Source organism: Anaeromyxobacter dehalogenans 2CP-1, from assembly GCF_000022145.1.
Taxonomy (GTDB): domain Bacteria; phylum Myxococcota; class Myxococcia; order Myxococcales; family Anaeromyxobacteraceae; genus Anaeromyxobacter; species Anaeromyxobacter dehalogenans.
The window spans coordinates 2,308,018-2,332,457 of sequence record NC_011891.1 but is presented as its reverse complement, the minus strand read 5'-3'; the positions used below and the strand labels follow the sequence as shown (position 1 = coordinate 2,332,457).

At 73.5% G+C, this 24,440-nt stretch carries 25 protein-coding genes and 1 tRNA gene; 9 read left to right on the top strand and 17 right to left on the bottom strand.

The features are described 5' to 3' along the window. Positions 1-117: 117 nt before the first annotated feature. Positions 118-2,199 carry a beta-propeller domain-containing protein gene (locus tag A2CP1_RS10500; protein ID WP_012633287.1) on the bottom strand — a complete coding sequence of 694 codons (2,082 nt, stop codon included), beginning with the start codon at positions 2,197-2,199 and terminating at the stop codon, positions 118-120. Positions 2,200-2,317: 118 nt separating this feature from the next. Between A2CP1_RS10500 and A2CP1_RS23460 the strand changes: the two genes are divergently transcribed. Together A2CP1_RS23460 and A2CP1_RS10495 are read left to right on the top strand one after the other, a co-directional pair. Further along, positions 2,318-2,482, top strand: coding sequence for a hypothetical protein (locus tag A2CP1_RS23460; protein WP_012526034.1), 165 nt, complete (start codon positions 2,318-2,320; stop codon positions 2,480-2,482). Further along, entirely contained in the window at positions 2,482-2,661 is a 180-nt protein-coding gene (locus A2CP1_RS10495) for a hypothetical protein (RefSeq protein ID WP_012526033.1), read from the top strand. The genes A2CP1_RS23460 and A2CP1_RS10495 overlap by 1 nt, the downstream gene beginning before the upstream one ends. A 15-nt stretch (positions 2,662-2,676) precedes the next feature. On the opposite strand, the gene A2CP1_RS10490 is transcribed toward A2CP1_RS10495, so the two are convergent. The 7 genes from A2CP1_RS10490 to A2CP1_RS10460 all read right to left on the bottom strand — a co-directional run bounded on the left by A2CP1_RS10490 (position 2,677) and on the right by A2CP1_RS10460 (position 8,841). Next, positions 2,677-3,768, bottom strand: a complete 1,092-nt coding sequence (locus tag A2CP1_RS10490; RefSeq protein WP_012633286.1) for a lysylphosphatidylglycerol synthase transmembrane domain-containing protein — start codon at positions 3,766-3,768, stop codon at positions 2,677-2,679. Between the two features lie 49 nt (positions 3,769-3,817). Beyond that, entirely contained in the window at positions 3,818-4,756 is a 939-nt protein-coding gene (locus A2CP1_RS10485; RefSeq protein ID WP_012633285.1) for a 2-hydroxyacid dehydrogenase, read from the bottom strand. After that, entirely contained in the window at positions 4,753-4,956 is a 204-nt protein-coding gene (locus tag A2CP1_RS10480; protein ID WP_012633284.1) for a DNA gyrase inhibitor YacG, read from the bottom strand. The genes A2CP1_RS10485 and A2CP1_RS10480 overlap by 4 nt, the downstream gene beginning before the upstream one ends. 44 nt (positions 4,957-5,000) lie before the next feature. Continuing rightward, on the bottom strand, positions 5,001-5,522 hold the full coding sequence (locus A2CP1_RS10475; RefSeq protein WP_012633283.1) for a TlpA family protein disulfide reductase: 522 nt from the start codon (positions 5,520-5,522) through the stop codon (positions 5,001-5,003). Positions 5,523-5,625: 103 nt separating this feature from the next. Then, positions 5,626-7,320 (bottom strand): MlaD family protein, encoded by a 1,695-nt coding sequence (locus A2CP1_RS10470; protein WP_012633282.1) that lies wholly within the window; start codon positions 7,318-7,320, stop codon positions 5,626-5,628. 16 nt (positions 7,321-7,336) lie between these two features. Continuing rightward, a complete protein-coding gene (locus tag A2CP1_RS10465) occupies positions 7,337-8,083 on the bottom strand; it encodes an ABC transporter ATP-binding protein (RefSeq protein WP_012526027.1) in 747 nt (248 codons plus the stop codon). A gap of 2 nt (positions 8,084-8,085) precedes the next feature. Next, the gene (locus tag A2CP1_RS10460) at positions 8,086-8,841 is read right to left on the bottom strand and encodes an MlaE family ABC transporter permease (RefSeq protein WP_012633281.1); all 756 of its coding nucleotides are present in this window, start codon (positions 8,839-8,841) and stop codon (positions 8,086-8,088) included. Positions 8,842-8,955: 114 nt separating this feature from the next. On the opposite strand from A2CP1_RS10460, the gene A2CP1_RS10455 reads away from it, so the two are divergent. Then, on the top strand, positions 8,956-9,378 hold the full coding sequence (locus tag A2CP1_RS10455; protein WP_012633280.1) for a hypothetical protein: 423 nt from the start codon (positions 8,956-8,958) through the stop codon (positions 9,376-9,378). Here A2CP1_RS10455 and A2CP1_RS10450 read toward each other — a convergent pair. Genes A2CP1_RS10450 through A2CP1_RS10440 form a run of 3 tightly spaced genes read right to left on the bottom strand, consistent with a single transcriptional unit; the run spans position 9,375 to position 12,738 of the window. Next, positions 9,375-10,100, bottom strand: coding sequence for an RluA family pseudouridine synthase (locus A2CP1_RS10450; protein ID WP_012633279.1), 726 nt, complete (start codon positions 10,098-10,100; stop codon positions 9,375-9,377). The genes A2CP1_RS10455 and A2CP1_RS10450 overlap by 4 nt on opposite strands. After that, the gene (locus tag A2CP1_RS10445; protein ID WP_012633278.1) at positions 10,097-11,416 is read right to left on the bottom strand and encodes a M16 family metallopeptidase; all 1,320 of its coding nucleotides are present in this window, start codon (positions 11,414-11,416) and stop codon (positions 10,097-10,099) included. The genes A2CP1_RS10450 and A2CP1_RS10445 overlap by 4 nt, the downstream gene beginning before the upstream one ends. Then, positions 11,413-12,738 (bottom strand): M16 family metallopeptidase, encoded by a 1,326-nt coding sequence (locus A2CP1_RS10440; RefSeq protein WP_012633277.1) that lies wholly within the window; start codon positions 12,736-12,738, stop codon positions 11,413-11,415. The genes A2CP1_RS10445 and A2CP1_RS10440 overlap by 4 nt, the downstream gene beginning before the upstream one ends. A 227-nt stretch (positions 12,739-12,965) precedes the next feature. Here A2CP1_RS10440 and A2CP1_RS10435 point away from each other — a divergent pair, with 227 nt between their 5' ends. Continuing rightward, complete coding sequence (locus tag A2CP1_RS10435) at positions 12,966-13,211, top strand: helix-turn-helix domain-containing protein (protein WP_012526021.1); 246 nt, start codon at positions 12,966-12,968, stop codon at positions 13,209-13,211. Here A2CP1_RS10435 and A2CP1_RS10430 read toward each other — a convergent pair. Further along, the gene (locus tag A2CP1_RS10430) at positions 13,208-13,477 is read right to left on the bottom strand and encodes a hypothetical protein (RefSeq protein ID WP_012633276.1); all 270 of its coding nucleotides are present in this window, start codon (positions 13,475-13,477) and stop codon (positions 13,208-13,210) included. The genes A2CP1_RS10435 and A2CP1_RS10430 overlap by 4 nt on opposite strands. Before the next feature lie 129 nt (positions 13,478-13,606). Between A2CP1_RS10430 and A2CP1_RS10425 the strand changes: the two genes are divergently transcribed. The 3 genes from A2CP1_RS10425 to A2CP1_RS10415 all read left to right on the top strand — a co-directional run bounded on the left by A2CP1_RS10425 (position 13,607) and on the right by A2CP1_RS10415 (position 17,477). Continuing rightward, positions 13,607-15,235 (top strand): HAD-IG family 5'-nucleotidase, encoded by a 1,629-nt coding sequence (locus tag A2CP1_RS10425; RefSeq protein ID WP_012633275.1) that lies wholly within the window; start codon positions 13,607-13,609, stop codon positions 15,233-15,235. 230 nt (positions 15,236-15,465) lie between these two features. Beyond that, positions 15,466-17,286, top strand: a complete 1,821-nt coding sequence (locus A2CP1_RS10420) for a PxKF domain-containing protein (protein ID WP_245530035.1) — start codon at positions 15,466-15,468, stop codon at positions 17,284-17,286. Between the two features lie 92 nt (positions 17,287-17,378). Next, positions 17,379-17,477, top strand: a tRNA-Sec gene (locus tag A2CP1_RS10415). 38 nt (positions 17,478-17,515) lie between these two features. Here A2CP1_RS10415 and A2CP1_RS10410 read toward each other — a convergent pair. Continuing rightward, positions 17,516-18,520: a cytochrome c3 family protein gene (locus A2CP1_RS10410; RefSeq protein ID WP_245530034.1), complete on the bottom strand. Its 1,005-nt coding sequence runs from the start codon at positions 18,518-18,520 to the stop codon at positions 17,516-17,518. Between the two features lie 131 nt (positions 18,521-18,651). After that, positions 18,652-19,293 carry a peptide-methionine (S)-S-oxide reductase MsrA gene (msrA, locus tag A2CP1_RS10405; RefSeq protein ID WP_012633272.1) on the bottom strand — a complete coding sequence of 214 codons (642 nt, stop codon included), beginning with the start codon at positions 19,291-19,293 and terminating at the stop codon, positions 18,652-18,654. A gap of 126 nt (positions 19,294-19,419) precedes the next feature. Here msrA and A2CP1_RS10400 point away from each other — a divergent pair, with 126 nt between their 5' ends. Further along, positions 19,420-19,695 (top strand): hypothetical protein, encoded by a 276-nt coding sequence (locus A2CP1_RS10400; protein WP_012633271.1) that lies wholly within the window; start codon positions 19,420-19,422, stop codon positions 19,693-19,695. 63 nt (positions 19,696-19,758) lie between these two features. On the opposite strand, the gene A2CP1_RS10395 is transcribed toward A2CP1_RS10400, so the two are convergent. The 3 genes from A2CP1_RS10395 to speA form a co-directional block, all read right to left on the bottom strand. After that, positions 19,759-19,962 carry a dodecin gene (locus A2CP1_RS10395; protein ID WP_011420948.1) on the bottom strand — a complete coding sequence of 68 codons (204 nt, stop codon included), beginning with the start codon at positions 19,960-19,962 and terminating at the stop codon, positions 19,759-19,761. Positions 19,963-20,059: 97 nt separating this feature from the next. Continuing rightward, positions 20,060-20,443, bottom strand: coding sequence for a DnaJ family domain-containing protein (locus A2CP1_RS10390; RefSeq protein WP_245530033.1), 384 nt, complete (start codon positions 20,441-20,443; stop codon positions 20,060-20,062). A gap of 77 nt (positions 20,444-20,520) precedes the next feature. Continuing rightward, on the bottom strand, positions 20,521-22,485 hold the full coding sequence (gene speA, locus A2CP1_RS10385; RefSeq protein ID WP_012526013.1) for a biosynthetic arginine decarboxylase: 1,965 nt from the start codon (positions 22,483-22,485) through the stop codon (positions 20,521-20,523). Between the two features lie 89 nt (positions 22,486-22,574). On the opposite strand from speA, the gene A2CP1_RS10380 reads away from it, so the two are divergent. Continuing rightward, positions 22,575-24,440 carry an ABC transporter ATP-binding protein gene (locus A2CP1_RS10380; RefSeq protein WP_012633269.1) on the top strand — a complete coding sequence of 622 codons (1,866 nt, stop codon included), beginning with the start codon at positions 22,575-22,577 and terminating at the stop codon, positions 24,438-24,440.

The window sequence follows — 24,440 nt, the reverse complement described above, 5'->3', positions numbered from 1 at the left end:
AGCTGGAACATGGGTGACCCGTCCGGCGAGAGCAACAGACGGACCAGCGCGCGGCCGTCGGCACGGGCGCCGCGCGGAGCGCCCGGGCCCGGCCGCTGCCGGCGCCGCCGGCCGACCTCACCGGACGGCGAGGGGCGCGAACTCCACCGTCCGCAGCCACGCCGGCAGGTCGGCCACCCGCGCAGACCGGACGCCGGCGTCGCTCACCGCGTAGACGAACGCGCCGGCCGCCGCGTCGTCGGCGAGAACGCTGCGCCGCACGTAGGGCGACCAGGCGAAGCTCCAGTCCGGGCCCGAGACGCCGGCGTAGACGTCGCCCATGGAGAGCGTGCCGGCCGGCGCGATGCCGGACGCGGGGTCCACGCGGAACAGCCGCAGGTCGGAGACGAGCCCGCCCGTGCCGTAGTCCACGAACGGGATCGCGAGCAGGCCGCCGCCCGCGGCGCCCGGGAACCAGGTGAACGCGTGCGGATCCCAGAGCGCGTCCGACCAGCTCCCGCCCTCCCCCACCAGCGCGGTCGCGACGGCGGTCGGGGCGGCGGGGTCGGTGACGTCGAGGAGCTGCACCTTCACCTGCATCATCCCGCTCGCCCCCGGCTCGCGGCCGACGCCGAGCAGGTGCGTCGCGTCGAGCGGGTGCAGGTAGCCGATGAAGCCCGGGAGCTCGAGCTCGCCCACGAGCCGCGGCGCGGCGGGATCCGAGAGATCGAACGTGAAGAACGGGTCGATCTGCCGGGCCGTCACCGCGAAGCCGCGCGGGCCGAGGAAGCGGGTCGCGAAGAGCGTCTCGTCACGCCCGAACGGCGCGGTCTTCCCGAGCGTGCGCAGCGCGCCGTCGGAGAGCCCGAGCACCGTCACCTGGCTGGCGCGCTCGACGCTGCCCCAGGGATCGCTCCCCTCCACCCGCGTCGAGAGCGTGCTCGCCACGCGCAGCGCGCCCTCGTGATCGTCGAGCTGGTATGGGTCGTCGATCGTCCCGTCCACCACGCCGGAGCCGAGCCAGGTCGCGCGGTCGGGGTCGCGGAGATCGAACGCGTGCAGGTAGGTCGCGTCCGCCTGGCCGGGCATCGGCCACCACCACCAGTGGCTCGCGGCGGCGTAGAGCGTGTCGCGCGAGGCGTACACCACGCTCGCCTGCGCCAGGACCGAGGTGCTGGAGGCGAGCGCCTGCCGGTCGAGATCGAGCGTGGCGAGGGTCAGGATGCCGGGCCGGACCGGCGCCGCGCTCAGCGCGAAGTCGGTGCACGCGTAGGCGACCGGCGCGCTCGAGCCGTCGGCCCGCTCCACCGCGCCGCGCCGCAGCCAGTCCTCCAGCGGCCGGGCGCGGATGAGCGCCTCGTTCGCGGCCTCCAGCTCGGCGAAGGCCCGGTCGCGCTCGGCCTGCCCCGCGCCCGGCGGGAGCGGCGGCCAGTAGGCGACGCCCTCCGGGTACGGGAGGTCGTCGGTCGTCACGAGCCGCACGCGCGCGCCGATGCGCCGGGCGGCGAGGTAGCTGCCCGGCAGGTAGATCTCCGCGGTCACGCGCGGCGCGGCGAGGTCGGCGACGTCGAGCGTCGTCACCTTGGTCACGTTGCTCGCGTGGTAGCCGCACCAGATCGCGTCCGGCGCCGCGCCCGGCGCGGGCGCGCCCACCGCCGGACCGGCGCAGACCGGCGCGTCGCCCTCCAGCGCGCGCGGCACGTACAGCGTGCTGAACACCACCGCCCGGTCGCCGGCCAGGAACAGCTCGCGCGGCCAGCCCTCGATCTCGACCGACGACCGCTCCGCCAGCGCGTCCGCCGGCCAGCTCGAGAGCAGGTGCAGGCGGCCGTCGGCGAGCGCCGCGATGCGCGTGCCGTCGTTCTGGACGAAGTCGGCCTCGTCCACGCCGGCCACCTGGGCGTTGGTGGTGGTGTAGCCGGACGGCGCGGGCGAGCCGGCGTCACCGCCCGGGGCCCCGCCGACCGGTAGACCGCCCCAGCCAGCCCAGGTCAGGCGGAGCTGCTCGAGCTCGCTGCGCATCTGCAGCACCAGGGCGTCCTCGATGGCCGCCTCCAGCGCCTCGCAGCTCGGGGCGGCGGCGAGGCTGGGCGAGCGGTCCACCGCGGCGGGCGGCGGCAGCGCTGGCGCGCGGCGGCTGCCGGCATCGCCGCCGCGGCAGGCGGCGGTCGCGGCGAGGGCGGCGGCGAGCGCGACGGCGAGGGGGCGTGGAACGGACATGGGCGGCTCCTCCCGGCCAGTCTGGTCATTCTCGCACCCCGCGCCGGAACCCGGGCGGACGGTTCCTTGACGTGTCCCCGGAGCGTGGTACGAAGGATCCGATATCGGAGGATACCGGATGCGGAAGACCGCGCAGCGGCTGGCTACGCGCACCGAGCAGGCTCCCCCGCCCGAGCTGCCGCTTCGCGCCCCCGAGGCGCCGCCGCCGGCGCCGCTCCCCCGCAACCGGGCCGCGGACCGGATCAAGGACGCGCTGCTCCGCTGGCTCGAGGAGGAGCTGTGATGGCCCCCCGCCCGCGCACCCTGTTCCTGCCGTTCGAGGACGCCGCCGCCTCGGAGCTGGACCCGTTCCTGGCCGAGATCGATCGCGCGGTGGACGCCGGGTTCCTGGCCGAGCTCGAGGACGTGCTCGATCGCGCCGCGCGGGCCGTCCTGCCGGATCCCGCCCCGGCGCTGCGCTGATCGAGCTTCCCGGCCTCAGCGACCCTGGCCGGCGCGGTACTCCGTCTCCTCGTCCTCGAGGCCCGCCTCCACCTCGCGCGGCGCCGAGAACAGCCGCCCGAGCTCGATGTGCCGGGAGAACAGGAACGGCAGGCCGACCGCGACCTGCGCGCCGATCTGCGCCGCCCACAGCACGTTCGCGTAGGCGACGCCGTGGGTGGCGACCCCCGGGCCCGGCGCGACCAGGCCCAGGCCGAGCACCACCGCGCCCTGGAACGTGCCCACCATGCCCGGGCCGGCGGGGATCATCACCCCGACCACCAGGACGCCGAGCACGGTGCATGCGGCCGCGGGGCCCAGGTCGAAGCCGAAGCCGCGCGCCAGCACCTGCATGCCCCAGACGTTCACGAACCAGTAGATCGCGGTGAGCGCGAAGAAGAGCGCCACCTTGCGCCCCGAGGGCACCAGCCGCAGGCCGTGGATGAACGCGTCCAGCATCCCCGCCCCGCGCGCGGCCAGCCGCGGCGAGATGGGGGTGGCGATCCGCGTGGCGAGCGACACCGCCAGCGCCCGGTTGCGGTACGCGCCCACCAGGAACGCGAGCAGCGCCACGAACGCGAGCGACACCATCACGCCGGCGGTGCGGATGACGCGCAGCCCGGGCGTGCCCTCCGGCACGGACAGCAGCGACACCATGAGCAGCAGCCCGGTGAAGATCCCGTCGGCCACGCGCTCCACCACCACCGACGACAGCGCGCTCGAGACGCGCAGCCTCGGCCGATCGGCGACCAGGTACGGCCGCGCGAACTCGCCCAGGCGGAACGGCAGCAGCGAGAGCGCCATGATGCCGACGGCGGAGACGGCGTTGAGGCGCCCGAACGGCACCTTCGCGACCGGCTCGAGCAGCAGGCCCCAGCGCACGGTGCGCAGCAGGTGGATGGCTGCCAGGAACGGCAGGTACAGCCAGAGGTAGCGGTAGTCGGCGTCGCGCAGCGCCTGGCCGATGCCGCCGAGGTCCTTGCCGCGCAGCGTGAGCCAGAGCGCGACCGCCGAGATCGCCAGCCCGGCGACGACCTGCGCCGCGCGGTGGCTCCTGGCGCGCGGTGGGCTGGCTGCGGCGTCCGGCATGGCTGCCCCTCATACCATGCCGGCGACCCGCGGGCGCGCGGGTCGCGCGCTACGGCACCGGGTGACGGGGCGCGTCGCCCGCGGCCACCCGCAGGACCTCGTCGATCACCATCCGCGTCATCGCGGCGCGCGTTTCGCGCGTGCCCGAGCCGAGGTGCGGCGTCAGCACGACGTTCGGGAGGCGCAGGAACGCCTCGGGGATCCTCGGCTCGTCGCGGAAGACGTCGAGGCCGGCGGCGGCGAGCCGGCCCGAGGCCAGCGCCTCGGCCAGCGCCGCGTCGTCCACCACCTGCCCGCGCGCGGTGTTCACCAGGATGGCGCCGGGCTTCATGCGCGCCAGGCGCGCCCGGTCCATCAGGCCGTCGGTGGCGGGCGTGAGCGGCACGTGCAGGCTGACGAGGTCGGACGCGGTGAGCAGCGCGTCGAGGTCCACCCGTCGCGCGCCCGGGACCGCGGCGTCGCGCGGCGCGGCGTAGAGGACGCGCATGCCGAAGCCGGCGGCCCGCTGCGCCACCGCCCGTCCGATGCGCCCGAACCCCACCAGGCCGAGCGTCTTGCCGCTGACCTCGGTGCCGAGCATCCAGGCGGGATCGACGCCGGTCCACCCGCCGGCGCGGATCACCCGATCGCCCTCGGCGACGCGGCGCGCGGCCGCGAGCAGGAGCGCCCAGGCGTGATCGGCGGTGGCGGCGGTCACCACGTCCGGCGTGTTGGTGACGCACAGCCCGCGGGCGCGGCAGGCGCCGAGGTCGAGGTGGTTCACGCCGATGCCGTACGACGCGACGTGGCGGAGCCGCGGTGCGCCCTCGAGGAGCGCGGCGTCCACGCGGTCGAGGTAGGTGACCACCAGCACCTCGGCCTCGCGCACCGCCACGCCGAGCTCGGCCCGGGACAGCGCGACCTCGCCGCCGCGGAGCTCGAACCGGCCGGCGAGCGCGCCGAGGTCGGCGAGCGGCAGCGGCCGGGCCAGGACGAGCGCGGGCCTCACGGCTCGTCGTCCTCGCGCTCCTCGGGCCGCGCCGGCGCGTCGGCGCCGTCACCGGCGCGCGGGCCGGGGATCCGGTACTCCTCGCCCAGCCACTTGCCGAGGTCGATGAGCTTGCAGCGATCCGAGCAGAACGGGAACGCGCGGTTGCCGGGGCGCGGCGCGGCGGGACGGCCGCAGATGGGGCACTTCGGGGTGGACACGCCGCGGATCTACCGCGCCCGCGCGGGTCGCGCCAACCCGTTCGTCAGCCCTTCGGGCAGGACGCCGGGAGCAGCGGCTGCAGCGCAGCGGTGAGCGTCTCCCGGTCCAGCGTCCCGGCGAACACGTGCTGGACGGTGCCCTGCGCGTCCACCAGGTAGGTGCGCGGGTAGGCGGGCACGCCCCACGGCTCGAGCGCGGTGGCCCGGGCGTCGATGAGGATCGGGTACGGGATGCCACGGGCCATCGCGAGCACGTCCTCGCGCCCGGACTCCTCCGCCACCCCGAGCAGCTCGAAGCACTTGCCCTGGTGCGCCCTCCACACCTCGGCGAGGTCCGGGATCTCGGCGCGGCACGGGCCGCACCAGCTCGCCCAGAAGTTCACCGCCACCACCTTGCCGCGGAGCGCCTCCAGGTCCACGGTGCGCCCGGCCAGATCGGGCAGCGCGAGCGGGGGCGCGGGGTGGCCACCGCCCTGCGAGCGGGGCGCGCCGCGACCGCGGAAGAACACCTGGAACGCCACCACGGCGAGGAGCGCGACGAGGACGAGCTTGAGGCGACCGTTCATGGGCGGAGGACTCCTAACGCGGGCGGGGGCCTGCTTCATGGGAGCCACGGGCCGGCGGGTGGGTTCGCGCCCGACCCCGCCCACCGGGTCGCCTCCGCCGGGCCTACTTCCCGGCGCCGCTCGCGGCGCTGCCGGCGCCCGAGACGAGCAGCGTCTTCAGGTCGTCGTCGGTGAAGTAGAGGCCCGCCCCGAAGAACACGTCGGTGCCGATGTTGAAGCTGCGGCCGTCGGGCGAGGCGGCGCTGCGCCACCGGTTCAGGAAGTCGTCGACGCCGGTGGTGACGTAGAAGTGCTGCAGGAAGTTGTAGTTCGCCCAGACCTTGGCGCGCGGGAACACGTCCTGGTACGGCCGCGAGAACTGGTAGAGCGACGTGGAGACCTGGAGCCGGTCCTTCATGAGGTGCAGGTCGGCGCCGAGGCCGCCGGAGCTCTCGATGACGCCGCCGCGGAACGTGACCGGGCCGTAGCGCTTCGCCATCTGCAGCGAGAACGTGACCTTGTCCTCGTGCCGGGTCCGGGTGGTGACCGTGGTCGAGTCGCCGACCGAGCCCGGCGTGCGGGTGGTGATGGTGTCGGTCGTGACCGTGTCGACGCCGCGCGGATCGCTCACCACCTCGAGCAGGTAGTACTTGTCGGGGCGCGGCAGCAGCTTCGCGCCGAAGTAGACCTTCGCGCCGGGGCGGCCGTCCTCCACGCTCTGGTTGAGCAGCCACTCGGAGCGGAGCTGGACCTCGATCTGCATCTTCTGCAGCCGGTCCACGTAGTCGGAGACGCCCTCCACCGCGGTCCCGAGCTGGCGGCCCATCTTCTCGTCGGTGAGGAGCCGGCCGGCGACGCTCTTGCCCTCCTGGACCTTGGCGAGGAGCTGGTCGAGCCGGGAGAGGCTGTCGTTGAGGCGCGCCACCGCCTGCTGCACGCCCTTCGCCTGCGCCTGCTGGCTGGCGACCGCCGGCGTCGCGCCCACCGTGCCGGGGACGCCAGGTGCACCCGGAGCTCCCGGGACGCCGGGCGGGCCGGCCGGGCCGCCGCCCGGAGCGCCGGAGCCGCCGCCGTCGAGGATGCCCTGCAGGCTGCCCGCCGCGACCTTCAGGCGCGCGGTGAGCTCGTCCACGTTCGCGAGGATGCTGTGGATGCGGTCCTTGTCGCGCGCCGAGATCTCGCGCAGGTCGGCGGTGAAGTCGCGGGTGTTCGCGATGAGCTCGGAGAGGTTGGCGCTGTTCTGCGCCACCACCTGATCGACCTGGCGCGTGATGCGGGCCAGGTTCTCCACGATCTCGCGCAGGCTGCCCTGGTCGCCCTGGACGGTCTTGGCGAGGTCGCCGGTGACGAGCTGCACGTCGCTGGCGATCTTCGCCATCGAGTCGAGCAGCTGTTGCACGCTGGTGGCCTCGCGCACGCACTTGATCTCGCGCTCGGCCTCCGGCAGCGACGAGAGGAGCGGCGCTGCGTCGGAGCCGGCGATGACCTCGAGCAGCGCGTCGGGGAGCAGCGCGGACGGGAAGCTCTTGTAGAGGCAGGCGTCGGTGTGGAGCGGCACCGAGCGGTCGATGCGGATCTGGAGCAGCGCCTTGTTCTTGTCGAGGGAGATCTTCGCGACCTCGCCCACCTGGATGCCGGCGATCTGCACCTTGCTCTTCCAGGTGAGGCCGGTGGCGTCGCTGAACCGCGCGTACACGAGGTAGCTGTCCGCCTCGGAGTACCCGCCCTTCTTGAAGAAGGTGAACGCGAACAGGAACGCCGCCAGGCCGACGGCGACGAGCACGCCCACTGCGAGGGCCTTGTTGACGGCGGGCTTCACGGGCGGTCCCCGGGGCTCACTGCTTCTCGAACCAGGTGGAGAGGAAGCGCTGCACGAAGGGATCCTTGCTCTGGCGGACCTCCGCGGGCGTCCCCTCCGCGGCGAGGTGTCCATCGTAGAGCACCGCCAGCCGGTCGGCCACCCGGAATGCGCTGGCGATGTCGTGCGAGATCACCATGCTGGTGATGCCGAGGCGCTCCTTGGCGTGCACGATCATCTCGTCCACGTAGTTCGTGGTGATGGGATCGAGGCCGGTGGTGGGCTCGTCGTACAGCACCACCTGCGGGTCGGAGACCAGCGCCCGGGCCAGCGCGACCCGCTTGCGCATGCCGCCGGACAGCTCGGCCGGCCAGCGCCCGAGGACCTCCTCGCCCAGGTCCACCACCGCGAGCTTCTCGATGACCCGCTTGCGCACCTCGCTCGCCGCCAGCCGCGTCCCGCGGCGCTTCTCGCGCAGCGGGAACGCCACGTTGTCGAAGACGTTCATCGAGTCGAACAGGGCGGCGCCCTGGAACACCATCCCGAACATCCGGCGGGCCTCGTTCAGCTCACGGCCGGTCAGGCTCGAGATCTCGTGCTCGCCCACGCGCACCGTGCCGCGGTCCGGCTTCAGCAGGCCGATGACGTGCTTCATGAGCACGGTCTTGCCCGAGCCCGAGCCGCCCAGCACCACGTACGTGTTGCCCTTCGGCACGTCGAGCGTGATGCCCTTCAGCACCTGGTTCGTCCCGAAGGACTTCCAGAGATCGCGGACCTCGATCACGCTCAGGTCCCCACGCTCAGGACGGTCCCGGCGTAGTCGGCGACCAGGATCGCGACCGAGCTGGCCACCACCGCGCGCGTGGTCCCCTCTCCCACCCCGCGCGCCCCGCCGCTCGCGGCGTAGCCGCGCCAGGTGGTGATCACCGCCACGATGTAGCCGAACAGCACCGCCTTCCCGAGCCCGTGGAAGATGTCGTTCGGCCCCAGGAACTCCCGGGTGTGCTGGATGAACGGGCCCTCCGGGATCCCGGAGACGAACACGCCCATCACGTACGCGCCGCCGTACCCGAGCGCGTTGAACAGCATGGTCAGCACCGGGAACATCAGGATGGACGCGACCACCCGCGGGACCACCAGGTACTGGATGGGCGAGACCGCCATGGTCTCCATCGCGTCGATCTGCTCGGTGACGCGCATGGTGCCGAGCTCGGTGGTGATGGCGCTGCCGGCGCGGCCCGTCACCATGAGCGCGGTGAACACCGGCGAGAGCTCCCGCGCCAGCGCGAACGCCGTCGAGCCGCCGGTGTAGCCCTCGGCGGCGAACTGGCGGAGCGCGTAGTTCATCTGGAGGCCGAACACCATCCCGGCGAACGTGCCGGTCACCCCCACGATGAAGGCGGAGCCGGCCCCGATGAAGGCCATCTGCGCCAGGATCTGGTCGGGCCGGAACGGCGGCCGGAACGCCCAGGCGACGATCTCGCCGGCGAACAGGATCATCCGGCCGAAGTCCTCGAAGGCGTCCCTGAGGCGGGAGAGCATGCGGGCGCATTCTCGCACGGCAGCGACCGCCGTGCCCGCTTTCGCGCAGCCCGGTCGCGTGCGGCGCCGATTCGTGAGGCGCCGCGCGGGGTCGCGGCTATACTCCGCGCCCCCATGGTCAAGGTCGGCGGCGAGGTCGATTCGTTCTGCACGAAGTGCCAGCTCATGCTGGCGCACACGGTTCACGCGGTGGTCGCCGGCAAGCCGGTGAAGGTGGAGTGCAACACCTGCCACGGCGTACACCGGTACAAGGGCCCGGCCGGCGCCGCGGCGCCGCGCGCCGCCTCCGGTGCGGCCGGCGCCCGGCCGGCGCGCGCCCCGCGCGAGAAGGCTGCGGCGGTGCCGTTCGAGGACCTGCTCGGCGCGAAGGATCAGTCGAGCGCCCGCCCCTACTCGCCCAAGGCCACGTTCCGCCTGGACGAGGTGGTGGATCACCCGCTGTTCGGGCGCGGGTTCGTCTCGGCGCTCCGCGACGGCGGGAAGATCGAGATCACCTTCCGCTCCGACGTGAAGATCCTGGTCCACGCCCGCGGCTAGGCGCCGCCCGGCGCCCCGCGCAGCAGCGCCAGCGTCCCGGCCAGGTCGGCGGGCAGCGGCGCCTCCAGCACCAGCTCCCGCCCGTCCGCGGGGTGGCGCAGCGCCAGCCGCGCCGCGTGGAGCGGCGTGCGCGCGAGCACCGCCTCGCCGCCGGGGCCGAGCAGCGGGGCCGCGTCGCCGTAGGCGGGATCGACGGCGAGCGGCGTGCCCGCCGCGGCGAGGTGCACGCGGATCTGGTGGGTGCGCCCGGTCTCCGGGAGCGCCTCGACCAGCGCCAGCGGTCCGCCGCCGAGCGGGTGCCGCGGGAACGCGTCGAGCCGCCGCACCACCGTCGCGGAGGCCTTGCCGCGCGGATCGTCCGGAGCGGCCGCGCGCATGCGCCCCTTGCGCCCGGGCGCGATGGCGACCTCGATGCGCTGCTCCGCCGGAGGGACGCCGCGCACCAGCGCCAGGTAGCGCTTGCGCGGCTCGCCCCGGTCGAACGCCAGGTTGAGCGTGCGGTGCGCCGCGGCGGTGCGCGCGAGCACCAGCACGCCGCTCGTGTTCCGGTCGAGCCGGTGCACCACCCAGAGCCGGCCGAAGCGCGCCTCCAGCTCCTCGCGCAGGCTCGGCTCACCGCCGTCGCGGCCCGGGATGACCAGCCGCCCCGCCGGCTTGTCCACCGCGAGGAGGTGCGCGTCCTCGTGGAGCACCGTCACCGGCGCGGCGACCCCCGCGGTCACACCATCTTCCTGGCGGGGATCACCTTCACCGGGCCGAACCGCTCCAGCGACCGCGCGATGGCCCGCGCCGGGCCGACCGCCACCACCACCCGGCGCTCCAGCGGGAAGTAGCGCCGCCCCACCTCGCGGCACTGGTCGGGCGTCACCGCCCGCACCCGCTCGCGGAACTCGCCCACCTCGCTGTCGTCGAGGCCGTACAGCTCCAGGTCGGCGAGCTTCTCGGCGAGCTGGTCGTGCGTCTCGAGCGAGAGCGGGAACAGGCCGCAGAGGTAGCTCTGGGTCCGCTCCAGCTCCTCCGCCGACGGGCCCTCGGCGCAGAAGCGCGCGGTCTCGTCGAGCGTGACCTGCACGATCTCGGCGGTGGTCTCGACCTTGGTGAAGGTGGACACGAAGAACAGGCCGCCCACGGCGCTGGTGGCGAAGCGGCTGCGCACGCCGTAGGAGAGGCCGCGGTTCACGCGGATCGCCTCCATGAGCCGCGAGGTGAACCCGCCGCCGAGCACCGCGCTCGCCACCATGCCCGGGTAGTAGTCCGGGCTCCGGCGCGCGAACCCCTCCGAGGCGATCCGGACCTGGCTCTGCGTCACGTCCGGCTTGTCCACCACCACCACCGCGGTCCGCGGCGCGCTGGTCGGGGGGAGCGGCGGCAGCGGGCGCTCCGCGGCGCGCCACCCGGCGAAGCGGCGCCGCACCAGCGCCAGCACCTCGTCGGCGCGGACCGCTCCCACCACCACCAGGAACGCGGCCGAGGGCCGGTAGTAGCGCTGGTGGAAGCCGGCCACGTCGGGCCGCCGGACCGCGCCCAGGGAGCGCACCGTCCCCTCCGCGGAGCGCGCGTACGGGTGCGAGCCGTAGCCGGCGGCGAGCATGGCCCGGTCCGCCACCACGCCGGGCTCGTCGAGGTCGTGGGCGAGCGCGGCCACCTCGCGGCGGCGCAGGCGGTCCACCTCGCGGGCGGGGAACGTCGGGCTCCCGGCCATCTCGGCGAGCACGTCGAGGCAGCGCGGCAGGACCTCCACCGGGGCCGACAGGCCGAAGTAGGACGCGTCCTCGTCCACGCCGGCGCCGAGCTCCGCGCCGATGGACTCGATGGCGAGGTCGATCTCCTCGCCGGTGTGCCGGCGCGTGCCGCGCCGGGCGGCCAGCGCGACCAGGTGCGACAGCCCGGAGCGCCCGGACGGATCGAGCGAGGCGCCTCCGCGCAGCACCAGGCGCACCGCGGCGAGCGGGATGCCCTTGCGCTCGGCGACGATCACCCGCAGGCCGCCGGGCAGCGTCTCGCGGCGGATGGGCGGCAGCGCGATCGAGGGGCTCACCGCCGCACCTCCGGGTCGAGCACCACCACCGAGCGGCGGGTCGGATCGAGGTACTCGGCCGCGACGCGTCGCACGTCCCGCACGCCCACCGCTGCGTAGTGCTCGAGCGCCCGGCCGGCCTCCCGCCAGTCGCCCAGCAGCGCCTCCGCCTGGCCGAGCGCGTGCGCCACGCCGTGGTGGGTGGCGAGCTCGTGCAGCACCGAGCTGCGCAGGAGCGCCTTCGCGCGGCGAACCTCGGCGGCGGTCACCCCGCGCGCGGCCACCTTGGCGAGCTCCGCCCACAGCTCCTTCTCCGCCCTCGCCACCGACACCTCCGGCGCGAGCTCGGCGAACGCCAGGAACACCCCCGGGTCGATGCGCCAGCCCCAGCTGATCGAGACGGACACCGCCAGTTCCAGCTCCTGCACCAGCCGGCGGCGGAGGCGCGACGACTCGCCCACCGCCAGGCAGACCTGCAGCACGTCGAGGGCGGCGGAGTCCGGGCTGCGCGCCGCCGGGCCGCGCCACCCCGCCAGCAGCGCCGGCGCCTGCGCGGGATAGCGGACGGTGGCGCGACGCTCGCCGCGCTGGGGCGGCTCGCCCTGGGGCACGGGCGCGGGCCGCGGGCCGGCCGGGATGTCGGCGTAATACCGCTCCACCAGCCGCAGCGTGTCGTCCGGGTCCACGTCGCCGACCACGTACACCGCCGCGTTGCTGGGCGCGTAGTACGTCCGGAAGAACGCCTCGCAGTCCTCGCGGGCGATGCGCTGGATGTCCTCCATCCAGCCGATCACCGGCCAGCGGTACGGGTGCGACAGGAACACGAGCGACTCGAGCTGCTCCTCCATCAGGCCGAAGATCGAGTTCTCGGTGCGGAGCCGGCGCTCCTCCTTCACGACCTCGCGCTCCTGCTCGAGCGAGTCCTCGGTGAGGCGGAGCGAGCGCATGCGATCCGACTCGAGATCCACCACCGTCTCCAGCGCCTCGGCGGCGAAGTCCTCGTAGTAGGCGGTCACGTCGTTCGACGTGTAGGCGTTCGAGTGCCCGCCGCGCGCCTCCAGGACCCGGTCGAACTCCTTCGGGCCGTAACGCGCCGCGCCGTTGAACATCATGTGCTCGAACAGGTGGCTGATGCCGGTCAGGCCCAGCTGCTCGTTGCGCGAGCCGACCTGGAAGAACGTGTAGTAGCTGACGGTCGGGGTGCTGCGCTCGGGCAGGACGCGGACCCGCAGTCCGTTCGGCAGGGTGTGCGCGCGGACCTGCGCGAGGTCGAGCAGGGCGGGCGACTCGGGTTGGCTGGGCATCCGGCGCGGAACATAGCCGTGGCCGGACGCCCCGTCCATCGCGCGGACGGCCCGGCGCCCGCCCGCCCCCTCGCCGCGCGCGCCACCGCCCTCCACCGGAATAGTCGCGTGGTCCGGGGACGTTCACTTGCCTCGGGTGATCGACAGTAGGTCGGTGGACCCGACAATCCGTTCGGTTTTACAAAATCCGGCCACTGCCACGTTCCGTTCGGGCGACTGGCCGTCAACCCAACGACCCGGGTTCAAGCGTGAGGATCCCAGAAGCGATGGCGACCAAGACGAAGACGCAGCGGGACCCCCGCCGCGAGGAGCTGCGCCGCCTCGGCGAGCGGGTGCGCGAGCACCGCCGCGGCCGCGGCATGACGCAGGAGGCGCTGGCCGAGGCGCTCGACCTCTCCGTCGCGTACGTGAGCCTGATCGAGCGCGGCGGGCGCAACCCGCCGTACACGACCGTGGTCGCGATCGCGCGCGCGCTGGGCATCCCCGCGACGCGCATCGTCGCGGAGGACTAGCGGCGGCCAGGGGGAGGCCGGGCCGCGCGCGACCGGCCCGGCGAGATCGGATCCAGCGGCCGGCCGCAGGCGGCGCAGCGCCCCTTGCTGCGCCGGAGCGGCAGGCCGCAGCCGGGACACCTCTTCACCTTGGGTGACCGCTCCACGGCCGCGGCGCGGCCGTCGCCCGGCGGCGCCTTGCCGGCCTCCAGGCGGGCGACGCGCTCCTCCAGCGCCGCGAGGCGCGCGAGCAGGTCCGGCGAGGGCTGGCGCTTCCGGGCGGCCACGGAAGGCCGAGCCTGCCACGCCGCCCCGCCCGGTCAAGGATCCGGCCCCCGCCGGCCCGGCCCTGCGCCGGGCCGCGCGGCCCGGCCGCGCGTTGAGACCCCTTCCCCGGCGTGTTATCTCGGCGCGGGATGGATCTTCCTCGCACCGACGTACCCGCCGCCGGCCCGAAGGGCCGTGCCTACGAGAGCCCCGACGTCCGCGCCCTGCTGGCGGAGCCGCACGGCACCCACCGCGAGGTCCCCCGCGCGCGGCAGGTGTTCGTCAACCGCAACCTGCGGATGAACCGCATCGACGCCGTCGGCTTCGACATGGACTACACGCTGGCGATCTACCACCTGCGCCAGCTCGAGACGCTCGCGTTCCAGATGACGCTGGCGCGGATGATCTCGGTGATGGGCTATCCGCCCGCGCTCGGGGCGCTCCAATACGATCCCGAGTTCGTGATCCGCGGCCTGGTGGTGGACAAGCTCCACGGCAACATCTTCAAGATGGACCGGCACAACCACGTCGGCCGCTGCTACCACGGGCGCCGGGAGCTGCCGTTCGACGAGCTGAAGCGGCTGTACCGCGACGAGAAGATCCACCTCTCGCTGCCGCGCTTCGCCTGGATCGACACGCTGTTCGCGCTGCCCGAGGCCTGCCTGTTCGCGCTCGTGATCGAGCTGCTCGAGGGGCTCGGCCGGACGGTGGACTACGCCCGACTCTACGACGACATCCGCGAGGCGATCGACACCGTCCACCGCGACGGAACGCTCAAGGCCGAGGTGAAGAAGGAGCTGCCGCGGTACCTGGTGAAGGACGCGGAGCTCGGGCCCGCGCTCCACAAGCTGCGGTCCGGCGGCAAGAAGCTGTTCGTGCTCACGAACTCGCTCTGGGACTACACCGACGCGGTGATGTCCTACGTGCTCGACGGCGTGCTCCCCGAGTACCCGAGCTGGCGGAACTACTTCGACGCGGTGATCACCGGGGCGGCGAAGCCGGCGTTCTTCGCGGAGCGGCGGCCGCTGTACGAGGTCGGCCCCGGCGGAGAGCTGGCCGAGGGGCCCGCCGCGCTGGAGCGCGGTCGGTTCTACCAGGGCGGCGACCTCCCCACGCTGGAGCGGCTGCTCGGCATCGGCGGCGACCGGATCCTGTACGTGGGCGACCACATCTACGGGGACATCCTGCGGTCGAAGAAGAGCTCGCTCTGGCGCACCTGCATGATCGTGCAGGAGCTGGAGGACGAGCTGGCCTGGCTGGAGCGGAACCAGGCGCCGCTCGCGGAGCTCTCGCGCCTCGAGGACCTGCGCGTGCGGGTGGAGGACGAGCTCGCGCTGCACCGCGCCGCGCTGAACCAGCTCGACCGGCGCATCGATCGCGAGGCGCCCACGCCGGAGGAGCGCGACCGGCTGGAGCAGGAGCGCCGCCGCGACAAGGCGGAGCTCGAGGCGCTCCGGCGCGCGCAGCGCGACGCGAACGCGCGCATCGAGGAGCTGCAGCTCGGCGTCGAGGGAGGCTTCAACCGGTACTGGGGGCTCACGTTCAAGGAGGGGAACGAGAACTCCCGCTTCGGCGAGCAGATCGAGGACTACGCCTGCCTCTACACCAGCCGCGTGTCGAACTTCGTCTTCTACTCGCCCATGCAGTACTTCCGCTCGCCGCGCGCCGCCATGCCGCACGAGCGCGCCGCGCTCGCCCGCATCTCGCCCTGGGGCGACGAGCACGGCGCCCCGGTGGCGGGCGACCGCCCGTCGAAGGCGTCGAAGGCCTCGCGCTGAGGGGCGCCTCGCACCCTCTGACCGGGCCGCGTCCCGACGTTCGGGGACGCAGCGCGGTGACGCGCATCAAGCCGGCTCCGCCGAAGGAGGCGCAATCCCGGTTGCGCAGCGATCCCTGGTGGGGGGACGGCAACATGCCTGCGATTGAGCACGATTGCCGGTGATAGGTGTCCTCGCGTTCCACCCGCGGTCAGGAACGGGGGGCTCCCATGCTCGGCCTTGCGAGAGGGTTGGCGGCAGTCGGCGTCGTCCTCGCCTCCGCGGGCGCAGTCGCGCTCGACGTGGGGCCGGAGCTCGTCCTCGCGGGCAGCGCCCTGGCGCCCTACAGCGACGCGCTCACGCCAGGCCACGCGACCAGCGGCTATCGCGGCCGGATCGCGGTGGCGGCGACGCCGGCCGGCTACGCCGTCGCGTGGAGCGGTGCCGACGGCGCCATCCACGCCGTGGCGCTCGGCCGGTACGGCGAGCCGCTCGGGGTCGCCCCGGTCCGCGTCGGGGAGAACGGGCACTCACCTTCGATCTCGTGCGCGAGCGACAGCTGCCTCGTGGTCTGGAGGGCGCGAGACGGGTCCACCGATGCCTTCGGGAACGTCCGCGCGGCCATCTTCGGCGCGCGCCTCTCGCACGGGATGCAGCTGCTCGACGCGTCGCCCATCCGGATCGCGGTCTATCCCGAGCCGGCAGCCGAGCCGGCGCGCGATCGGATCTGGCAACCGATCGGCGCGCAATCGGACACCGACGGCGCGAGCTACTACGTGACCTACATCTCGCTGTTCGACGCGCCCGGTTGCTACACGCTCTGGGGGCGCACGCTCACGAGCGCCGGGACGCTGGGCGCGCCGAGCATGCTGGACCAGGAGTGCGACTGGGGTTACCCGCTCGAGTGGGCGGGCGTCTACGACGGCGACTACTTCGTCGCGCTGCAGTGGTGGGACGAGATGCCTCGCGCCCGGTGGCCGACCACGGTGCTCGCCTACTCCACCGGTCGACGGTTCATGAACTGGGACCAGCCGAGCCCCTGGTGGCCGATCGAGGTCGCGTCGGGCGGACCGTCGACCCTCGTCCTGTTCAACTCGTACGACTACGAGCTCCACGATGACGTGGCCTCGCTGACGCGGAACACGCTGCGGGCGGCCTGGGTGGGCGACCAGCCCGTACAGTTCACCGCAGACAACACCGCCCTGCTCCAGGCCGAGCCGCCGGCGGCCTCCGCCGGCGGGTACCCGGTCGTCGGGGCCTTCGACGGCCAGCAGTACCTTGCCGTCTGGTGGACCCGACGCGCATACCAGCCCGCGGACGTCCTCGGGGCCCTGCTCCCCGTCGAGCTCGACCCAGCGGTCGGTGCACAGCCCCTGTTCTCGTCGGTGAGCGTCGAGCCCGCGCTCGCCTCCGCGGAGAACGGGACCGCCCTGCTGCTGTACGCCGCGCCATCCGCGGCGGATCCTGCCGTGGACGAGGTCAGGGGGCGCGTCGTGTTCACCGACTCGGCGCCGCCCATCGTCACCGTGCCGGCGTCGATCGCGGCCATCGCGAGCTCCGCGGGCGGCGCCACGATCTCCTTCGCCGCGACGGCCCACGACGACCACGCAGGGATCCTGCAACCGACGTGCTCCCGCCCGTCCGGCTCGATGTTCCCACCGGGCACCACGCACGTGACGTGCACCGCGGTGGACCCAGCCGGCAACGCGGGGTTCGCGTCGTTCGACGTGACCGTGACGTTCCAGTGGAGCGGCGTGCGACCACCGGTGCGCCCCGACGGTGCGTCGGTGTTCAGGGCAGGCCGGACCGTCCCGGTCAAGTTCCGGCTCGCGGGCGCGAGCGCCGGGATCAGCGATCTCCAGGCACGGCTGTTCGTGTCGCGGATGACGGCCGTGCTCGGGCGCGCCGAGGAGGAGGCTTCCTCCACGCGCGCGGCGACTGTCGGCAACCTCTTCCGCTTCGACGGCGAGCAGTACGTCTTCAACCTGAAGGTCGCGAGCGGAACCTGGCGGGTGACCATCGACCTCGGGGACGGGGTCGACCGCAGCGTCCTGGTGTCGGCCACCGAGTGACGCACCCGGCCCGCCGGCCCGGGGCCTGGCGAGGCGTGGTACGCCCAACGCCGCGCTTGACCGCGCCCGCGCTCGCACGTACACCCGATCCCGGCAGAGCGTCCTAGGCTGGTGCCGGGCCCGGTCTTCAAAACCGGTGGATGGTGCTGAGAGGCGCTGTCGGAGGGTTCGATTCCCTTGCTCTGCCGCCACTCGCCCGCGGTGCGTCCTCCCCGCTGACGGCGCGCAGCTACCGCGCGAACCGCTCCAGGCGATAGCCGGAGGTCACGCTGAAGGCGAACATCGCCCCGCCCTCGCGCGCGCCGAGGTCGTCGCGGCGGCGCACCAGATCCGACACGCCGGAGAACGAGAACGTGAGCGTGTCCATCCACGGGACGGCGCGCCGCCACGCCAGGCCGACCCGCGCGCCCAGGGCGGGCATGAGCACGACGGTGCTGCCGGCGGCGTCCACGCCGCCGATGCCGAGGAGCTGGAGCGAGACGCGCTCGTGCACCGGGAGCTCGGCGCCGCCGCCCACCATGAAGAGCACGTGGCCCCGGTCGCGCCCGCCCACCCAGTCCAGGCTGTGCGCGAGGAGCGCGCGGTCGTAATGCGAGGTGAGCCGGACGGACGGGCCGGCCACGAGGTCCTGGCCCGTGCCGCCGAGGACGGAGAGGCCGGCCTCCAGCGTGCGAACGAACGGCGCCAGCGCCGGGGCCGCGTCGCCCTCGCCCGCGGGAACCTGGACCAGCGGCGCCGCCGTCCCGGAGCGCGTGACCGCGACGGCGGCCGGTGCGCCGGCGGAGGGGGGCAGCGTCATGACCGGGCGCGCCTCGCCGGCCCGGATCACCGCGCCGGCCTTGGGCGCGGGGGCCGCCTCGGCCACCACCGGCGGCTCCTTGACGGGCACCACGTGGCAGCCGCGGCAGTCGGTCGGCCCCTTCGCGATCTGCACGTGGCAGCTGCGGCAGGTCTCGTGCGCTTGCCTGGGGGTGAACACGATCTTGGTGACCGCGCCGTTCCCGTGGCAGGACTTGCAGGAGATCTTCCGGGCGAGGTGCGCGGCGTGGTCGAGCGTCACCGTGCCGTAGGTCTTGGTGGTGCGGACCACCTTCGAGGGCGGCGGCGGGAGCGCGGTGATCACGACGCCGCCGGCCGCCTCCGGCACCGACGCCACCCGCGCGCCCTCGGCGGGAGGCTGGGGCGTCGCGGCGAGCGCCAACGCCAGGAACGCTGCGAGCGGCGCCACGGGCATGGCGCGCACCATACCCGAGGTGCGGCGCCCTCCGACAGCCCCGCCACCACGGCACGCGGCCGCGCGGCGCAAAGCTTTCGCGCCGCCTGCCCTGGATCAACTGCGCGGCGCCGGACCGGACCGGCCGCGCGTCAGCGCGCCGCGAAGCCGGGGCAGCTCACCCCGGTGCCGCCGATCCCGCAGTAGCCCTCGGGGTTCTTGGCCAGGTACTGCTGGTGATACTCCTCGGCGTAGTAGAAGGGCGGCGCGGCGCGGATCTCGGTGGTGATCGCCCCGCCCCCGCGCGGCGCGAGCGCGGCCTGGTACGCCTCGCGCGACGCGTCCGCCAGCCGGCGCTGCGCCTCCCCGTGCACGTGGATGGCGGACCGGTACTGCGTCCCCACGTCGTTCCCCTGCCGCATGCCCTGGGTCGGGTCGTGCGATTCCCAGAACACCTTCAGCAGGTCGGCGTAGGTGATCCTGGCCGGGTCGAACACCACGCGGACCACCTCGGCGTGGCCGGTGCGGCCGGTGCAGACCTCGCGGTAGGTCGGGTTGGGCGTCTCGCCGCCCGCGTAGCCGACCGCGGTCGCGTACACGCCCGGCAGCTTCCAGAAGACGCGCTCGGCGCCCCAGAAGCAGCCGAGGCCGAAGTCGGCGAGCTCCAGGCCGGCGGGGAACGGAGGGACGATCCGGTCCCCGTTCACGAAGTGGCGCTCGGGAACCGGCATCGGCTCGGCGCGCCCGGGGAGCGCCTCGCCGGCCGCCGGCAGCGTGGTCTTGGTCGCGAACATGCGCGGGATCTAACGGGCACGGCGCGCCTGGCGCCACCCGCCCGAGGGCACCCCATGTGACGCTTCCGCGCCGCCGGGACACAGCGTCAAGTACGCCCGCAGCCCCCCTGATCCAGGAGACGGACCATGAAGCGCCTCGCACTCGCCGCCCTGCTCGCCGGCCTCGCCGCGCCGGCGCTCGGCGCCACGAAGACGTACCAGGTCACCGGCCCGGTGGTGGAGGTCGGCGACGAGAGCATCACCGTGCAGAAGGGCAAGGAGAAGTGGGAGATCGCCCGGAGCGCGGACACCAAGCTCGCCGGCGAGGTGAAGAAGGGCGACAAGGTGACGGTCGAGTACCGCATGACCGCCACGAGCATCGAGGTGAAGCCCGCCGGCAAGGCGGCGGCGAAGGCGAAGTAGCCCGTGAAGCAGCCTGCGCGCGCTCCCGGGCCGCGCGGCCCGGGAGCGCCGCCCTGCGTGCGCCTACTCCAGCTTGAAGCCGATGCGCAGCGTCACCTGGAACTCGGCCACCTTGCCGTCCTTGATGGCGCCGCGCTGCTCGGCCACCTCGAACCAGCTCATGTGCCGCACCGTCCGGCCCGCCTCCTCGATCGCCGCCCGGGTCGCCTCCGCGAAGCTCACCGGGGACGTCCCGACCACGTCGATCTTCTTGTAGACGCCGCTCATCTCGGCTCCTCTCCCCGGCCGCGCGCCGGGATGGTTGACGGTCGGTCACCATGATGCGCCGCCGCCGCGAGGTCCGCAGACGCCCTGGTGGGTCCGTTCACCGCCCGCGCAGGGCCGGGCCGGCCGCGGCGCGCCGCGCGCGCCAGCGCGCCAGCACCGCCTCCACGTCGAGCGGCGCGAGCGTGGTGGGCGGGCCGGTCACCGCGGTCCGGTTGATGCGGCGGATCCGCGCGTTCAGCGCCTCGAGCCGCTCGCGGACCACCCGCTCGTCGTCGAGCCGCTCGATCCCGGCCAGCACCGCCTCGGCCTCGTGGCGGATCGCGATCGCGTCGGGCAGCGAGGAGAGCCCCTCGCGCTTCAGCTTCTCCTTGATCCACCAGGCCTCGGGCAGCTCGCCGCCGGTGAGCGGCAGCGGCTTGCCCGCGCCGGAGAGGCGCTCGAACGCGCCCTCCTCCTGCGCCTCGCGGATGAGGCGCTCCACGAACCCTTCGTGGCTCTCGCCCTGCCTGCGCCGCGCCACGCCGGATCCATGGCGCCGCGGGCGCGCGGGCGCAAGCGCTACACGCCGCCCAGGTACGTGTAGCCCTTCATCACCGCCTCGTAGAAGTCCTGGAGGCTCACGCCCTCCTTCGGCCGGATGGCGCCCTCCTTCACCTTCTGGTCGAGCGCGGCCTTGACGCGGCGGAACAGGTCGGCGGGCTCGTACTGCACGCGCGAGAGCACCTTCTCGATGGTGTCCCCCGGGATGACCTCCTCGATGTAGAAGTCCTCGGGGTCCTCGTCGTCCACGAACACGTGGATCTCGTTCACCCGGCCGAACAGGTTGTGCATGTCGCCCATGATGTCCTGGTAGGCGCCGGTCATGAACATGCCGAGGTAGTACGGCTCGCCGGGGCGGAGCGCGTGGAGCGAGAGCGTCTCGTCCACCCCCTCCCCCTCGATGAAGCGGTCGATCTTCCCGTCCGAGTCGCAGGTGATGTCGACGATGGTCGTGTCGCGGGTGGGCGCCTCGCCCATGCGGTGCAGCGGGACGATGGGGAAGAGCTGGTCGAACGCCCAGTGATCCGGCGCGCTCTGGAAGAGCGAGAAGTTCGCCATGTACTGATCGGCGATCTTGTCGCCCAGGTCCTTGGTCTCGCGCGGCGGGCGCTTCTTGCCGCGGTTCATGTCGGCGATGCCGCGCACCAGCTTCCAGAACAGGCTCTCCACCACCGCGCGCTCCTCCAGCCCGAGGATGCCGAGCTTGAACATCTGGAGCGCCTCCTCCTTCTTGGCGGCGGCGTCGTGGTAGGTCTCGGCGCGGTTGCGCGGGGTGAGCGAGGAGACGATCTCGCGCATCTCGCGGACCACCTTGGCCTCGTTCGGCTCCGGCTCGGAGGCCTTGGCGATCTCCTCGACCGAGCCGATCTCGATGTGCCCGAACACCGGGATGATGATGCAGGAGTGGTGCGCGGTCACCGCGCGCCCCGACTCCGAGACGATGTGCGGCTCGGGCACGCCCTCGTTCATGCAGACGCGCTGCACGTTGTAGACGACGTCGCCGACGTACTCGTCCATCGAGTAGTTCACCGACGAGGTGAAGTCGTTGGTGCGGGTGCCCACGTAGTCCACGCCCAGGCCGCCGCCCACGTCGAAGTACTCGATGGGCAGCCCCATCTTGCGCAGCTTGGCGTAGACGCGGGCGCCCTCGTTCACCGCGTCCTTCACCACCCGGATCTCGGTGAGCTGCGAGCCGACGTGGAAGTGGAGGAGCTTCGCGCAGTGCTCCTTGCCGGCCTCCTTCAGGATCCGGACCGCCTGGATCAGCTCGGGCACGGTGAGGCCGAACTTGGCGAAGTCGCCGGAGGAGCCCTCCCACTTCCCGGTGCCGCGGGTGGTGAGCTTCGAGCGGAGCCCGATCATCGGGTCCACGCCCATCTCCTCGCCGAGCCGCAGCAGCTGCGGCAGCTCGGAGAGCTTCTCGATCACCACGATGACCTTGCGGCCGAGCTTGCGCCCGAGCAGCGCCAGCCGCAGGTACTCCTCGTCCTTGTAGCCGTTGCAGATGGTGAGCGCGTCGGGGTCGGCGTTCATCCCGAGCACCACCAGCAGCTCGCCCTTCGAGCCCGCCTCGAGGCCGTAGTGGTACGGCGCGCCGGCGTCGACGATCTCGTCGACGACCTCGCGCATCTGGTTCACCTTGATCGGGTAGACGCCGAAGTAGCTCGCGCCGTAGCCCATCTCGGCGACGGCCTTCCCGAACGCCTCGTTGATCTGCTTCACCCGGGCGCGCAGCACGTCCTGGAACCGGACCACGCACGGGAAGCCGATGTTGCGCTCGCGGATGTCCTCGACCACGTCCATCAGGTCGATGGTCGGGCCCGGCTGGCCCATGGGGTGGACGGCGACGTGCCCCTTCTCGTTGATCGAGAAGAAGCCGGCGCCCCAGCCGCTCACGTTGTAGTACTGCGCCGCGCGCTCGATGGACCAGTCCGCGGCCGCCATCGCCGTCGTCGCGTCGCTCCGCTGCTCGGGGATGCTCATGTCGCCGCTGATCTACGACACCGCGGCCGAGAAATGAAGCGCCGCGCCCGTCGACTTCGCGGGCGCCGTCCGCTAAGGAACGATCCCCGGTGACCCCGCGCCACGCCCGCCCTCCCCGCCCCACCGCCGACGCGTCGTTCCGCGGCCGGATCGCGGGCGCCCGGACCGTCTTCCGGCAGGTCCCGGGCACGCTGCGCCTGGTGTGGGACACCGACCGCCGCAGCGCGATCGCGGTGGCGGCGCTCACGCTCGTGTCGGCGCTCCTGCCGGCCGCCATGGCCTGGGTCGGCAAGCTCATCGTGGACGGCGTGGTGGCGTCGGCCCGCAGCGGCCTCGCCGCCGACCGGGTGCGCGTGCTGTGGCTGGTCGCCGCGGAGGCCGGGCTGATGGGCCTCCAGCTGGCGCTCGCCCGGCTCCTCGGGATGCTGCGCGAGCTGATGCGCGCCGGCGTCGGCAACGTCATCAACGAGCGCATCCTGGAGAAGGCGGTCGAGCTGGAGCTCCGGCACTTCGAGGACGCCGAGGTCTACGACAAGATGCAGAACGCCCGGCGGGAGGCCTCCGCCCGGCCGCTGTCGCTCGCCATGCAGGCGTTCGCCATCGGGCAGAACGCCGTCACCCTGGCCGCGCTCTCCGGGCTCCTGCTCCGCCTCTCGCCGGCGAGCGTGCTCGTCATCGTGGCGGCGTCCATCCCGGCGTTCGTGGCCGAGGCGCGCCTCTCGGCCGAGTCGTTCCGGGTGAACACCTGGCGCGCACCCGAGGGGCGCAAGCTCAACTACCTCGAGTGGATCCTGACCCGCGACAGCCACGTGAAGGAGGTCAAGCTGTTCGGGCTGGGCCCGCTGGTCCTCGGGCGCTACCGCGCGCTGTTCCGCAAGTTCTTCGAGGAGGACCGGCGCATCGCCATCCGCCGCATGCGCGCGGGCGTGGCGTTCGGGCTGGTGTCGCTGGCGGCGTTCTACGGGATGTACGCGCTCATGGCCGGCCGCGCCGCCCAGGGCGCCATCACGCTCGGCGACCTGACGCTCTACATCGCGGTGTTCCGGCAGGGCCAGGGGGCGGTGCAGGCCATCCTCTCCGCCATGGGCGGCATGTACGAGGACGCGCTGTTCATGTCCAACCTGTTCGCCTTCCTGGGCATCCCCACCGGCGGCGAGGCGGCGCGGGTCCGGCCGGCGCTGTCGCCGCCGCGTGGCCGCCCCGGCGCGCTCGAGCTGCGCGACGTGTCCTTCCGCTACCCGGGCAAGCAGGAGTGGGCGCTCCGCCACGTCACCCTCACGCTCGCGCCGGGCGAGAAGCTGGGCCTGGTGGGCGAGAACGGCGCGGGCAAGAGCACGCTGGTGAAGCTGCTGCTCCGGCTCTACGAGCCCACCGAGGGCGCCATCCTGTACGGCGGGGTGGACCTGCGCGACATGGACCCGGCCGACCTGCGCAGCCGGATCGGCGCGGTGTTCCAGGACTTCGTGCGCTACCAGTTCACCGCCGCCGAGAACATCGGCCTCGGCAACCCGCTGCACGTCGACGACCGGCCCCGCATCGAGGAGGCGGCCCGCCGCGGCGGCGCCGAGCCGGTCATCGACGCGCTGCCGCAGCGCTACGACACCGTGCTGGGCGGCTGGTTCGAGCGCGGCCACGAGATCTCCGCCGGGCAGTGGCAGAAGCTGGCCATCGCGCGGGCGTTCATGCGGGAGGCCGAGGTGCTCATCCTCGACGAGCCGACCGCGTCCATCGACGCGGAGGCCGAGCACGAGCTGTTCCACCGCTTCCAGGCGCTCGCCGCCCACCGCTCGGCCATCGTCATCTCCCACCGGTTCTCGACGGTCCGCATCGCCGACCGCATCGGCGTGCTCCACGGCGGACACCTCGAGGAGCTCGGCACGCACCAGGAGCTGATCGCGCGCGACGGCCGCTACGCCCACCTCTTCCACCTGCAGGCGCAGGGCTACCTGGACTGA

Coding starts and splice junctions, on each gene's coding strand:
- A2CP1_RS10500 (WP_012633287.1), bottom strand. CDS start 2,199: ATGTCCGTTCCACGCCCCCTCGCCGTCGCGCTCGCCGCCGCCCTCGCC.
- A2CP1_RS23460 (WP_012526034.1), top strand. CDS start 2,318: ATGCGGAAGACCGCGCAGCGGCTGGCTACGCGCACCGAGCAGGCTCCC.
- A2CP1_RS10495 (WP_012526033.1), top strand. CDS start 2,482: ATGGCCCCCCGCCCGCGCACCCTGTTCCTGCCGTTCGAGGACGCCGCC.
- A2CP1_RS10490 (WP_012633286.1), bottom strand. CDS start 3,768: ATGCCGGACGCCGCAGCCAGCCCACCGCGCGCCAGGAGCCACCGCGCG.
- A2CP1_RS10475 (WP_012633283.1), bottom strand. CDS start 5,522: ATGAACGGTCGCCTCAAGCTCGTCCTCGTCGCGCTCCTCGCCGTGGTG.
- A2CP1_RS10460 (WP_012633281.1), bottom strand. CDS start 8,841: ATGCTCTCCCGCCTCAGGGACGCCTTCGAGGACTTCGGCCGGATGATC.
- A2CP1_RS10455 (WP_012633280.1), top strand. CDS start 8,956: ATGGTCAAGGTCGGCGGCGAGGTCGATTCGTTCTGCACGAAGTGCCAG.
- A2CP1_RS10440 (WP_012633277.1), bottom strand. CDS start 12,738: ATGGACGGGGCGTCCGGCCACGGCTATGTTCCGCGCCGGATGCCCAGC.
- A2CP1_RS10435 (WP_012526021.1), top strand. CDS start 12,966: ATGGCGACCAAGACGAAGACGCAGCGGGACCCCCGCCGCGAGGAGCTG.
- A2CP1_RS10425 (WP_012633275.1), top strand. CDS start 13,607: ATGGATCTTCCTCGCACCGACGTACCCGCCGCCGGCCCGAAGGGCCGT.
- A2CP1_RS10410 (WP_245530034.1), bottom strand. CDS start 18,520: ATGCCCGTGGCGCCGCTCGCAGCGTTCCTGGCGTTGGCGCTCGCCGCG.
- msrA (WP_012633272.1), bottom strand. CDS start 19,293: ATGTTCGCGACCAAGACCACGCTGCCGGCGGCCGGCGAGGCGCTCCCC.
- A2CP1_RS10400 (WP_012633271.1), top strand. CDS start 19,420: ATGAAGCGCCTCGCACTCGCCGCCCTGCTCGCCGGCCTCGCCGCGCCG.
- A2CP1_RS10395 (WP_011420948.1), bottom strand. CDS start 19,962: ATGAGCGGCGTCTACAAGAAGATCGACGTGGTCGGGACGTCCCCGGTG.
- speA (WP_012526013.1), bottom strand. CDS start 22,485: ATGAGCATCCCCGAGCAGCGGAGCGACGCGACGACGGCGATGGCGGCC.